The 13,169-nt window shown below is 39.5% G+C and carries 12 protein-coding genes; all 12 read left to right on the forward strand.

What is annotated here, in order from left to right:
- The first annotated feature begins 4 nt into the window (after positions 1-4).
- Positions 5-838 carry a glycosyltransferase family 2 protein gene (locus OGX98_RS04020; protein ID WP_286594858.1) on the forward strand — a complete coding sequence of 278 codons (834 nt, stop codon included), beginning with the start codon at positions 5-7 and terminating at the stop codon, positions 836-838.
- A 20-nt stretch (positions 839-858) separates the two neighbouring features.
- Complete coding sequence (locus tag OGX98_RS04025; protein ID WP_286594860.1) at positions 859-1,767, forward strand: glycosyltransferase family 2 protein; 909 nt, start codon at positions 859-861, stop codon at positions 1,765-1,767.
- The gene (locus OGX98_RS04030) at positions 1,760-2,899 is read left to right on the forward strand and encodes a glycosyltransferase (protein WP_286594861.1); all 1,140 of its coding nucleotides are present in this window, start codon (positions 1,760-1,762) and stop codon (positions 2,897-2,899) included. The genes OGX98_RS04025 and OGX98_RS04030 overlap by 8 nt, the downstream gene beginning before the upstream one ends.
- Positions 2,899-3,834, forward strand: a complete 936-nt coding sequence (locus tag OGX98_RS04035) for a glycosyltransferase family 2 protein (RefSeq protein ID WP_286594862.1) — start codon at positions 2,899-2,901, stop codon at positions 3,832-3,834. Before OGX98_RS04030 ends, OGX98_RS04035 begins: the two co-directional genes overlap by 1 nt.
- 3 nt (positions 3,835-3,837) lie before the next feature.
- Complete coding sequence (wbaP, locus tag OGX98_RS04040; protein WP_286594863.1) at positions 3,838-5,268, forward strand: undecaprenyl-phosphate galactose phosphotransferase WbaP; 1,431 nt, start codon at positions 3,838-3,840, stop codon at positions 5,266-5,268.
- Between the two features lie 19 nt (positions 5,269-5,287).
- Positions 5,288-5,830 (forward strand): dTDP-4-dehydrorhamnose 3,5-epimerase, encoded by a 543-nt coding sequence (rfbC, locus tag OGX98_RS04045; protein ID WP_286594905.1) that lies wholly within the window; start codon positions 5,288-5,290, stop codon positions 5,828-5,830.
- 16 nt (positions 5,831-5,846) lie between these two features.
- Complete coding sequence (rfbB, locus tag OGX98_RS04050; protein ID WP_286594864.1) at positions 5,847-6,932, forward strand: dTDP-glucose 4,6-dehydratase; 1,086 nt, start codon at positions 5,847-5,849, stop codon at positions 6,930-6,932.
- Positions 6,932-7,831 (forward strand): dTDP-4-dehydrorhamnose reductase, encoded by a 900-nt coding sequence (rfbD, locus tag OGX98_RS04055; protein WP_286594865.1) that lies wholly within the window; start codon positions 6,932-6,934, stop codon positions 7,829-7,831. The genes rfbB and rfbD overlap by 1 nt, the downstream gene beginning before the upstream one ends.
- 39 nt (positions 7,832-7,870) lie before the next feature.
- Complete coding sequence (rfbA, locus tag OGX98_RS04060) at positions 7,871-8,743, forward strand: glucose-1-phosphate thymidylyltransferase RfbA (RefSeq protein WP_286594866.1); 873 nt, start codon at positions 7,871-7,873, stop codon at positions 8,741-8,743.
- Positions 8,744-8,929: 186 nt separating this feature from the next.
- The gene (locus tag OGX98_RS04065; RefSeq protein WP_286594867.1) at positions 8,930-10,087 is read left to right on the forward strand and encodes a hypothetical protein; all 1,158 of its coding nucleotides are present in this window, start codon (positions 8,930-8,932) and stop codon (positions 10,085-10,087) included.
- 240 nt (positions 10,088-10,327) lie between these two features.
- Positions 10,328-11,734, forward strand: a complete 1,407-nt coding sequence (gene gnd / locus OGX98_RS04070; RefSeq protein WP_045444613.1) for an NADP-dependent phosphogluconate dehydrogenase — start codon at positions 10,328-10,330, stop codon at positions 11,732-11,734.
- Positions 11,735-11,942: 208 nt separating this feature from the next.
- Positions 11,943-13,109 (forward strand): UDP-glucose 6-dehydrogenase, encoded by a 1,167-nt coding sequence (ugd, locus tag OGX98_RS04075; RefSeq protein ID WP_045444610.1) that lies wholly within the window; start codon positions 11,943-11,945, stop codon positions 13,107-13,109.
- Positions 13,110-13,169 lie beyond the last annotated feature (60 nt).

The raw sequence follows: 13,169 nt of genomic DNA on the forward strand, positions 1-13,169 counted from the left end.
TAATATGGACTACAAATTATTTGCAATCATTGTCACCTATAATCCAGACAATTCAGTACTTGATGAGTTCGTCAGAAAAATAACACATCAGGTATCTAAGGTAATTATTGTTGACAATAGTGAGCCTTCACAAGTTAATAGCTACAAGGGTGTGGATATTATTCGGCTGAATGACAATATTGGTATCGCTGCGGCGCAAAATATTGGGTTGCAGAAAGCTATGGATGAAAATTGTGATTTCATTTTTACCTTTGATCAAGACTCACAGATTTCAGATTCATACTGCAAAAAAATGATTGCTGAGTATAATAATTTTAAAGATCAGTATCCTATCGCTTGTATAGGGCCAACAATTAACCGGCAATCAACAGGTCATCAACCAAAGAGTGTGGGGTTGACTGAGAAAGATTTTATTATTTCTTCTGGCGCTCTTTTTCCTCTACGTGCCTTCCAAACCGTGGGGATGTTTAAAGCCGATTGGTTCATCGATATGATTGATGTTGAGTGGAGCTATCGTGCACGAACGAAAGGATTTCTTTCTTTTGAAACTCCACGTGTGATGATGAACCATAATATTGGTGAAAATGAGTATCCAAAACTTTTTGTTTGGGAGGTTAGAATAGGTTCACCGATACGACAATATTATCTTGTACGCAACTGGGTTTTCTCATTAAAATCTAAGAGTTTTGACATGAGGAGCAAACTTATAATTATTTTCCTTTTGCTAAAAAAAATACCTCTTTTTGCGATAATGGCACCAAAAAGGAAACGAATTAAATTTATTTTGCAAGGTATTTGGGATGGAGTTAAAGGCAAAGGAGGAAAATACTCATATTAAAATGAGTGTTTTAAATAACTATGAATCAGGATATTCATGTTGATGTTATTCTCGCGGCTCATAATGGTGCCAAATTTATTCAGCAGCAAATTTTTTCTATTTTAGAACAATCGCATACGGCGCTAAATTTAATTGTTACAGATGACGGGTCTTCTGATGGTACAGTTGACCTTGTTCGCAGTATTTCGAATAAGGATTCTAGGGTTAGTTGTCATGTTTGTCCTAATGCCGCAGGAGTTGTACAAAACTTCAATAATGGCATCCAATTCAGTACAGCGGACTACATTCTTTTTTGCGATCAAGATGATGTGTGGGAAAAAGACAAAATAGAACTGATGCTTAATGAGATTCGTGAACAAGAGATAGTCAACGGAGAAAAAGTCCCTTGTTTAGGCTTTTCAAACCTTAGAATAGTTGATGAAAATCTTAATTTAATAAGTGATGATTTTTACAATTATTCAAAACTGGATCCTAATAATAATTTGGCATTAAATTATTTAACCTGGCGATCGTCGGTTTATGGCTGTACAGTTATGATGAATTCAATACTTCTCAAAATAGCTGGAATGGTGCCAGAGCATATTGCAATGCATGATCACTGGTATGCTTTTCAAGCTGCGAGGAGTGGGAAAATATTTTATCTGGCTCGGCCTCTTGTTAATTATCGTCAACACTCAGCAAACGTTGTAGGTGCCCAACGACGTAGTATCTTCGCTAGAGCTAAAAGAGTGAAAAAGACCTTATCAGGAATCAAGCGCTCAGTCATATCGGCGCGAATAATGCTTAATCTGCTGGAAAATAATGAATGTAAAAGGAAATTAACTTTTTTACAAAAAATGCGTTTCTTGCATAAATGTGTTAAGCCTTATTATAATGAGAGGTTTGCCTACAGTGCAATTTTTTCAATACTTTGGTTGATTTATGAATAAGTTAATTGTTCTTTCCGGTGTTAATATGGTTGAAGGCGGTATTTTGACCGTATTCAGGACAATGATCACTACATTTAGCAAAGTCTCTGGGGTGAGGTTAATTTGCTTGGTTCACGATGTGAATTTATTTGAACAATTTAAGTCACAAGAAAATATTGAATTTTATGAGTATAAAAATATTAAAACAGGCTGGCTTAAAAGAATCAAATTTGAATATATAACTAGCTTTACATTGAGTAAAGAACTAAATCCAGATGCTTGGATATGTCTGCACGATATGTCTGCACGGGTAGCTACGGCCAACCAGTTTGTGTACTGTCATAACCCATCTCCATTTTATCAGGCAAGTCATCTCGATCGTAAGTATGATCGCACTTTTTTCTTGTTTACCAAACTTTATAAATATTTATATCGTATTAATATCAAATCTAATAAGCTAGTCATTGTGCAACAACAATGGATTGCAAAGTATTTTAAGGAAAACTATAGTATTAATAATTTGTTGGTTGCCCGCCCTGAGGCAGACAAGATAGGAAACCGTGAAACTGCTCAATGCAACTCAGTGTCTACTGAAGTAAAAAGATTGCTGTACCCAGCATTTCCAAGAACTTTTAAAAATTTTAATATACTTCTTGATGCGATGGCAATCTTAAAAAAACAACAAGTACATATCTATAATAAATTAAACATATTATTAACCTTTAATAAAGGAATGACGAAATTTGGAGATTTTATTATTTCTGAGTGTGAGGAGCGTGGGCTGCAAAATATACATTTCATTGGTCTGAAAAGCAAAGAAAAATTAGATGATATATATCGCAATGAAACCGATGCTCTTATTTTTCCTTCTAAGCTTGAAACATGGGGGCTTCCTCTTTCTGAAGCAAAAGAGTTTAAATTACCAATTCTTTCTGTCGATCTACCCTATGCTCATGAGACAATAGGAAATTATGAAAGAGTGAACTTTTTCAAACCTGATGATGCTGTTCTGTTGGCCGAAAAATTAGCTGCATTTTCCCAAGGTGAAGATATTTTCGAACCGACTACATTTACTGATGATCCTGCATATTTGGTTAGCCACAGTTGGGCTGAGTTAGCGAAACAGATTCTTGATTCTTTGGAAATTAAATAATGAGCTCTACTTTAAAAGTTGGTATTGCGGTAGTGACTTATAATGGTGGGAGAATTTGGGAGAAAGCGGCGCGAGCTATTCATCTAAATTGTCAACCCGGTACCGATGTCGTGGTTGTGGACTCACAAAGTAAGGACAACACCCAAGCGGTTGCCCAACAGTATGGATTCATTGTCCATGAGATTCAGCAGCATGATTTTAATCATGGTGGTACTCGTAATCTAGCTATGGATATTTTTCATGATAAGGATTATGTTGTTTTTCTGACTCAGGATGCTATTCTTGAAACCAGAAATAGTGTGACTACATTAGTCAATTTTATGATCGAAAATGATCTATGCGCTGCATATGGTAAGCAACTCCCTCATATTGATGCTAATCCAATAGCGGCCCATGCGCGTGAATTTAATTATGGATGCAACTCGTTGATAAATCAGCTAGATTGTATCCCTGTTCGTGGTATCAAAACCGCTTTCATGTCAAATTCATTTTCCGCTTATAAAGTAGATGATTTTCGTCGTATTGGTGGTTTCCCAACGGATACTATCCTTTGTGAAGATATGTTTTTTGCGGCGAAAGCTATTCAACATAATCTAAAAACAGGCTATTGCTCTGAGGCTGCAGTCCGTCATTCACATAATTACTCAATTATCGAAGAATATAAGCGTTATTTCGATATTGGTGTTTTCCATCAAGATGAACCGTGGATTCAGAAAGAATTTAATGGAGTATCCTCAGAAGGTAATAGATTCATTAAATCAGAGATAATTTATCTAATGAGATATAATCCATTGTTAATTATTAAAGCATCTATGAATAATATTGCAAAATTAATTGGATACAAAATTGGATTGAGATATAAAAATCTCCCGCTTAGTGTCATAAAAAAAATGAGTATGCACAGGAATTACTGGAAGAATTCTTATAACAGGTGAGTCATGATAAAGAATAAGTTTCAGCATAATATACCGAAATATATTTTCGCAAGTGTTGATTTTTTTGCCTATATATCCTCTCTTTTTGTAGCAATGATGCTTACCAAGTATTTTTTTGGTGGTGACTTATCGCCTTTTCTGCCTGGGGAAGATTATAATTACCGAGTACTCTCTCACTTCATTCTTGGATTCGTCGCTGTAGCGTGGTTTGGAATTCGCTTACGCCATTATACATACAGGAAACCATTTTGGAATGAGCTAAAAGAGATACTACGAACAATCATTATTTTCGCTGTAATAGATTTGGCGATCGTCGCGTTTTCAAAATGGCATTTTTCTCGCTATCTTTGGGCATTTACTTGGTGTGGAATTTTTATATTTATACCGGTCGGCCGAAATTTAGTTAAGCGATTCTTAAAAAAAATAGGTATGTGGAAAAAGAAAACTATTATTCTAGGTGGCGGTGTTAACGCTTATGACGCATATCAAGCATTAATGAGTGAAAAGAATTTAGGCTATGATATTCAATATTTATATACTGTCAATGGCAAGGTTGAGCCTATTAGTGAAGATATTAAGGTTCTTACAGAAGAGGAGGATATCTACAAAATTGAAGATTTTAGAAATATCCAATATATCCTTGCATTTGATGATGGTGACTATCAACAATTAGAACGATGGCTTAAAAATCTCACAAAGAAAAAATGTCGTTCGATTTCGGTAATACCTACAATTCGTGGTGTGCCATTGTATGGAACAGATATGGCATTCATCTTTAGTCATGAAGTCTTATTACTTAGAGTGAATAACAATCTAGCTAAACGCAGTTCTCGTTTTGTTAAACGAACTTTTGATATTATAGTCTCTAGCCTTCTTTTAATCGTACTTTCTCCACTACTTATTTATCTGAGCCTTAAAGTAAAGAAAGACGGTGGGTATGCTATTTATGGGCATGAAAGGGTTGGTCGAAAAGGAAACTTATTTAAATGTCTTAAATTCCGCTCAATGGTGATGAATTCGCAGGAGGTGCTACAAAACCTGCTTGAAAGTGATTCTCAAGCCAGAGATGAATGGGAAAAAGACTTTAAGTTACGAGATGATCCTCGAATTACCCCAATAGGAAAATTTATTCGCCGTACCAGCTTGGACGAACTTCCTCAGCTCTTTAATGTTTTGAAAGGTGAGATGAGTTTAGTAGGTCCACGACCAGTTATCGCTGAGGAGCTACTACGCTACAACGATGAAGCTGATTACTACCTCATGGCAAAACCAGGTATGACAGGTTTATGGCAGGTAAGCGGACGAAATGATGTTGATTATGAAAAACGAGTATATTTTGATTCATGGTACGTTAAAAACTGGTCTCTATGGAATGATATCGTTATTTTATTTAAAACAGTTAGTGTCGTTTTAAAACGCGACGGTGCTTATTAATTCTATTAAAGGTGCGATGATGAAAGTTATTGATACTAAGATCGATGGTGTGAAGATCATAGAACCCAAAGTATTTGAAGATGCACGTGGTTTCTTTTTGGAAACATTTAACGCCCAGCGTTATAAGAAAATGTTAGATATTGAACATGATTTTATCCAGGATAACCATTCACGTTCAGTCAAGAATGTTTTGCGCGGTTTACATCTCCAGACCAATAATCCACAAGGCAAGTTAGTTCGTGTGGTTCATGGAGAAGTACTTGATGTGGCAGTTGATATCCGTAAAAATTCACCAACTTTTGGTCTTTGGGAGTCAGTAATCCTTAGCGAAAGCAATAAAAAACAATTTTGGATCGCGCCAGGACTTGCTCATGGTTTTGTTGTTCTCTCCGATATCGCTGATTTTGAATATAAGTGTACAAATTATTACGATCCTGCAAGTGAAAAATGTATTTTATGGAATGATGCTGATCTGAATATTGAATGGCTGGTATCCGATCCTGTTCTTTCTGATAAGGATATGAAAGGATTAACTTTTAAAGAATATGCTTCTCAACTTTAATTTATAGGTCTATTTGATGAAAATTCTGGTAACAGGCGGCGCGGGGTTTATTGGTTCTGCAGTGGTTCGATATATTATAAATAATACCGCTGACTACGTTGTCAATGTTGATAAATTGACCTACGCAGGTAATCTGGAATCGTTAAAAAGCATCGTTGATAGTGAGCGTTATTCTTTCGAGAAAGCAGATATTTGCGATAAAGCTGACATTGAACGCATTTTCGAACATCATCAACCTGATTTAATTATGCATTTGGCTGCAGAAAGCCATGTAGATCGCTCAATTTCTGGTCCGGCAGATTTTATTGAAACGAATATTGTAGGTACATACACATTGTTAGAGGTGAGTAGAGCTTACTGGAATAACTTAGAAAGATCACGTAAAGAAGCGTTCCGATTTCATCATATTTCAACTGATGAGGTTTACGGTGATTTACCGCACCCGGATCAATGGGAAGGCGATGATTTATTACCGTTGTTCACCGAAGAAACAGCTTATGCACCAAGCAGTCCATATTCAGCTTCAAAGGCATCCAGTGATCATTTGGTGCGTGCGTGGAAGCGGACTTACGGTTTACCGACAATTGTAACTAATTGCTCTAATAACTATGGTCCATATCACTTCCCAGAAAAACTTATACCTCTGGTGATACTGAACGCCCTTGAAGGGAAACCATTGCCAATCTATGGTAAAGGCGATCAGATTCGAGACTGGCTATATGTAGAGGATCATGCACGTGCGCTCTATTGTGTATTGACTAAAGGCACACCAGGCGAAACATATAACATTGGTGGACATAATGAGAAAAAAAATATAGAAGTGGTTCATGCAATTTGCGATTTACTCGATGAACTTGCGCCATCTTCAACCTCATACCGTGAACTAATTAGCTGGGTTGCAGATCGACCGGGCCATGATCGCCGTTATGCTATTGATGCGGATAAAATCAAAAATGAACTAAATTGGTCCCCTCTGGAAAGCTTCGAGTCTGGGATTCGCAAGACTGTCCAGTGGTATCTCGACAATACAGAGTGGATAAATAATGTGAGAAGCGGGGAGTATGCTAACTGGATTGAGCATAACTATAAGGATCGAGTGTAATGAATATACTATTGTTTGGTAAGGGCGGACAGGTTGGTTGGGAGCTCCAACGGGCATTGGCCCCTTTGGGTAAATTGACTGCGCTAGATTTTAATTCTAGTGAGTATTGCGGTGATTTTACTAATCCCGAAGGGATTGCTGAAACTATACGCCGAATCAAACCTGACGTTATTGTTAATGCTGCTGCATATACCGCTGTTGACAAAGCAGAGTCCGAACCTGGATTGGCGTATATAGTGAATGCCGAGAGTGTTGGGGCTATTGCATCTGAAGCCCAAAAGATTGATGCTTGGGTTATCCACTACTCCACTGATTACGTTTTCCCAGGTGATGGTGACATTGCAAAGAAAGAAACTGACCCGACCAATCCACTCAATGTTTATGGTGAAACCAAACTAGCTGGTGAGCAATTATTGCAGCAACATTGTGAAAAATATCTTATATTTCGTACTAGCTGGGTCTATGCTGGTAAAGGGAATAATTTTGCCAAGACTATGCTAAGATTGGCCAAAAAAAATGTGACTTTGTCGGTTATCTGTGACCAATTTGGTGCACCGACTGGTGCTGAGTTGCTTGCTGATTGCACTGCTCACGCTATTATCACCGCACAAGCTAGGCCAGAGGTAACTGGCTTATATCATTTGGTTGCATCAGGGGTTACGACTTGGGCTGATTACGCTGAATTAGTTTTTACTCAAGCACGTAAAGCAGGGATAGAATTAGCTGTTAAGGATGTCAGAAAAATACCAACGAGTGAATATCTGACTCCAGCTTGCCGTCCAGGAAACTCTCGTCTTTCAACGGAAAAATTTCAGACGACTTTCAATCTGCAGTTACCACAATGGCAGGTTGGTGTGGAGCGGATGTTGGCTGAACTATTTAACGCATCGTCACTTTGACCCCCTACTCTTTGGCATAAGCACTATTTGAGATAAAAAATGACAACTCGTAAAGGTATTATTTTAGCTGGTGGTTCAGGAACACGACTTTATCCAGTTACAATGGCGGTGAGCAAGCAATTATTACCGATTTATGATAAACCGATGATTTACTATCCACTGACCACATTAATGCTGGCTGGGATTCGAGATATACTTATTATCAGTACCCCCCAAGATACGCCTCGATTTGAACAACTGCTAGGTGATGGGAGTCAGTGGGGACTGAACTTAAAGTATAAAATACAAGATAGCCCTGATGGTCTGGCGCAGGCTTTCATTATTGGTGAAGAGTTCATTGGTGATGATAGTTGTGCGCTAGTGTTAGGCGATAATATTTTCTACGGTCATGATTTACCAAAATTACTATCAAACGCAGTAAAAAAAGAATCGGGTGCGACTGTTTTTGCTTATCATGTCAATGATCCAGAGCGATATGGCGTAGCTGAGTTTGATGAGACAGGCAAAGCTATTTCCTTAGAAGAGAAGCCCGTAAAACCCAAAAGTAACTATGCAGTGACTGGACTGTATTTTTATGATAATAGTGTAGTTTCCCTAGCTAAGACCCTGAAGCCTTCGGCGCGTGGTGAGCTAGAAATTACAGATATTAATCAACTTTATCTGGAGCAAGGAAATCTCTCCGTTGAGATGATGGGGCGTGGTTATGCGTGGCTTGATACTGGTACCCACCAGAGTCTCATCGAAGCCAGTAATTTTATTGCGACTATTGAAGAGCGTCAGGGATTAAAGGTCGCTTGCCCTGAGGAAATTGCATTTCGGAAAGGATTTATTTCTGCTGACCAGGTCCGCAAACTTGCGAAACCGATGGCAAAAAATAACTATGGAAAGTATTTGAATAAGTTAGTTAAATAATCACAACTTATTAATTATTCGACTATGTTCCATGTAAGGGAATGACTTATTTTTTGTTTTTATATCATAATATAGATATGTAGCAAATACAGGACGTCGCTTCATTTGTATGAAGTGACGTGTTTTTAATTGTTGTAATATTGTATTTTTTCCTGATATTGTCTTTCAACAATATCTGGAGGACCGATGTTTAAATTTTTAACCTACCCTCTCAATACAGCGTTAATTCTAACATTGAGTTTATTGTTTTCGCTGTTAAATCTATCTTGGTTTTATGCAGAACCAGATGAAACAGGAATATTATATCTATTGGTTATAATTTTTTTTCATCTGCTTTTGAGTACAGTTAGCTATTGGTTGCCAAAGCCAGAGTTAAAAAACTATGGGGTTAATAAAAATACCTATCGCTATATGTTGTACATAAGCTTGGGCGGTTTTTTTGTTGAGTTCGTATTAATGGGTATACCCTTGTTATTTGATGGTGGGCGTGATAATTATATCTCATTACCAGTATTACATGTTGTATTTTATTCATTGCTATTATGCTCTGCTATTTTTTCCGCTTTATATTCTAGTGCCAAAGAATTGATAATATGTTTGGGTTGCATTTTTATCGTGGCTATCTTATTGTTATCCCGACAGATGATAATGATGTCGAGTATTATGACGGTAATAGCATTGTCGCTGCGATATAAAGTCTCATCTAAGTCGGTAATAAAATTTGTCTGTTATGGTGCTCTGCTAATCATGATTTTTGGTGTTCTGGGTAATTTACGGCAGCAACTATCTGGTGATTATGTAGATGGCTATATTTATATGGTTGGTGGGGCTAATAGACGAGGTGCTTTGCTATGGGAGTCGTTTTATTGGGTTTGGTTGTATATTGCCAGTCCAATTTATAATCTACTACTTAACTTCAGCAGTTATGATAATTATGGCCATGCCTGTAATACTGCTGTGAATTTTGGTACATGCCAGGGTGGTTATATAAGTAACGTTATTTTACCGAATACATTTACAAAATATCTTAACCTTGAATCATTTGAAATTGACCTTGTAGTCAAACATCTAAACGTGGGTACTGGATATGCGGCAGCTGCAAGGATAATGGGGGTTTGGGGGGTGGTAATACAACTTATTTTTCAGCTGTTATTATTTTTGATCGGCTATGTCATTACACCTAAACATATCAAAGACGTTTTTGTTGTTTATTTCTCGACGTTATCTTTCTTTATGCTTTTCGATAATTTGTTTATTAAGGGAGAGTTCTTTTTCGGTTTTGTTGTGATATTGATTGTTGGTTTTTTAACCAGGCCTGTAACAAGGAAAAGAGCGTGTGATTAAGTCTGATTGGCGATGAGTTATTTTTTATTGCATTAGATTAATTGATTTAAAGAATACCTTGGCTGAATACTGCGTGGTTTCATGATATACATATTTGAATATCTTTACTTTGCTAAGAAAATTATAGTAATGATACCTTGGCAAGTTTAAATGCTATCCAAAATTGCTAATATTGAGTTAATATTTAGGTCACATTCAAGCCGCGCATGTCGCGGCGACCACACCTGACAGGAGTATGTAATGTCCAAGCAACAGATCGGCGTCGTCGGTATGGCAGTGATGGGGCGCAACCTGGCGCTCAACATCGAAAGCCGTGGTTATACCGTCTCCGTTTTCAACCGCTCCCGTGAAAAGACCGAAGAAGTGATTGCCGAGAACCCTGGCAAGAAACTGGTGCCTTACTACACGGTAAAAGAGTTTGTTGAATCCCTTGAAACGCCTCGTCGTATCCTGTTAATGGTGAAAGCGGGAGCAGGTACAGACGCTGCCATTGATTCCCTGAAGCCGTATCTGGACAAAGGCGATATCATTATTGATGGCGGTAACACCTTCTTCCAGGACACCATTCGTCGCAATCGTGAACTGTCGGCCGAAGGCTTTAACTTCATCGGTACCGGCGTGTCCGGTGGTGAAGAGGGCGCACTGAAAGGGCCTTCTATCATGCCTGGTGGCCAGAAAGAGGCTTACGAACTGGTCGCGCCAATTCTGACCAAAATCGCAGCTGTTGCCGAAGATGGTGAGCCATGTGTAACCTATATTGGCGCCGATGGTGCGGGCCACTATGTGAAGATGGTCCACAACGGTATTGAATACGGTGACATGCAGTTGATTGCTGAAGCCTACTCTCTGCTGAAAGGTGGTTTGAACCTGTCTAACGAAGAGCTGGCGACCACCTTCACCGAGTGGAACGAAGGTGAATTAAGCAGCTACCTGATTGACATCACCAAAGATATCTTCACTAAAAAGGATGAAGACGGTAAATATTTGGTTGATGTGATCCTGGATGAAGCTGCGAACAAAGGTACCGGTAAATGGACCAGCCAAAGTTCTCTGGATCTTGGGGAACCCCTGTCTCTGATCACTGAATCTGTATTCGCTCGTTACATCTCCTCCCTTAAAGACCAGCGTGTTGCTGCATCTAAAGTGCTGTCTGGTCCGCAGGCTAAACTGGCTGGTGATAAAGCAGAGTTCGTTGAGAAAGTACGTCGCGCTCTGTACCTGGGCAAAATCGTCTCCTATGCGCAGGGTTTCTCTCAACTGCGCGCTGCGTCTGACGAGTACAACTGGGATCTGAATTACGGTGAAATCGCGAAGATCTTCCGCGCAGGCTGTATCATTCGCGCTCAGTTCCTGCAGAAGATCACCGATGCTTATGCTGAAAACAAAGGCATCGCAAATCTGCTGTTGGCTCCTTACTTCAAAAACATCGCTGACGAATATCAGCAGGCGCTGCGTGATGTAGTGGCTTATGCTGTGCAGAATGGTATCCCGGTACCGACGTTCTCTGCCGCCGTAGCATACTATGACAGCTACCGTTCTGCGGTATTGCCGGCGAACCTGATTCAGGCTCAGCGTGACTACTTCGGTGCACACACCTATAAACGCACTGATAAAGAAGGTGTGTTCCACACCGAATGGCTGGATTAATCTGATTTAACCCAATCGTAAATGCAGGCCCGGAGCGCTCCTCCGGGCTTTTTTATGGGCAAAAAACGGCATTCGGCTTGGTCTGATAGGCCTTACAGTTATAAATCACGATATAATGATTGCATGCTGATCCGATACGACAAAGTTGGGTCTAACGATGGTGACACGTTCACCCTTAAATGTTTAACCGGAAGAAGTTGCAGAGCGAATGAAGATAACTATCTCAGGAACAGGTTACGTAGGCCTGTCGAACGGCATTCTGATCGCCCAGCACCATGAAGTGGTTGCCCTGGATATCGTTCAGTCTAAAGTCGACATGCTGAATCAGAAAAAATCGCCGATTGTTGATAAAGAGATCGAAGAGTATCTGGCCACGAAACCGCTGAATTTCCGTGCGACAACCGATAAGAATGATGCTTACCGCGATGCTGACTACGTTATTATCGCCACCCCGACTGATTACGACCCGAAAACCAACTACTTCAACACCTCCAGTGTGGAATCAGTAATCCGCGATGTTGTTGAAATTAATCCAAATGCAGTGATGGTCATAAAATCCACCATTCCGGTGGGCTTTACGAATTCCATTAAGGAGCAGTTGGGTATCGACAATATCTTTTTTTCGCCGGAGTTTTTGCGTGAAGGCCGTGCGCTATACGACAACCTGCATCCGTCTCGTATCGTAATTGGTGAGCGTTCCGAGCGCGCCGAGCGTTTTGCTGCACTGCTACAGGAAGGGGCCGTGAAGAAAGATATTCCGACCCTGTTTACCGACTCTACCGAAGCCGAAGCTATTAAGCTTTTCGCCAACACTTATCTTGCGCTGCGCGTAGCCTATTTTAACGAGCTGGACAGCTATGCAGAGAGTCTGGGGCTGAATTCGCGTCAGATTATTGAAGGAGTATGCCTGGATCCGCGTATCGGCAACCATTACAACAACCCATCATTCGGTTACGGTGGCTACTGCCTGCCGAAAGATACTAAGCAGTTGTTGGCTAACTATGCTTCAGTACCGAATAATATTATTGGCGCGATTGTTGATGCTAACCGTACGCGTAAAGATTTTATTGCTGACTCTATCCTCGCCCGTAAGCCGAAGGTGGTGGGGGTGTATCGCCTGATTATGAAGAGTGGTTCTGATAACTTCCGTGCATCTTCCATTCAGGGAATAATGAAACGGATTAAAGCTAAGGGTGTGCCCGTTATTATTTATGAACCCGTCATGAAAGAGGATGAGTTCTTCCGTTCTCGAGTGATACGTGACTTAGACGCCTTTAAGAATGAAGCAGATATTATTATTTCTAACCGTATGACGCCGGAACTGGATGATGTCGCCGAAAAGGTGTACACGCGAGATCTGTTTGGCAATGATTAAATATCGTTTCTGTAAAAAAGGCCTTTTGAAAGGCCTTTTATTACATTAAACCAGACTGCA

It is taken from the genome of Citrobacter sp. Cm046 (genome assembly GCF_030333065.1).
Taxonomy (GTDB): Bacteria; Pseudomonadota; Gammaproteobacteria; order Enterobacterales; family Enterobacteriaceae; genus Citrobacter; species Citrobacter murliniae.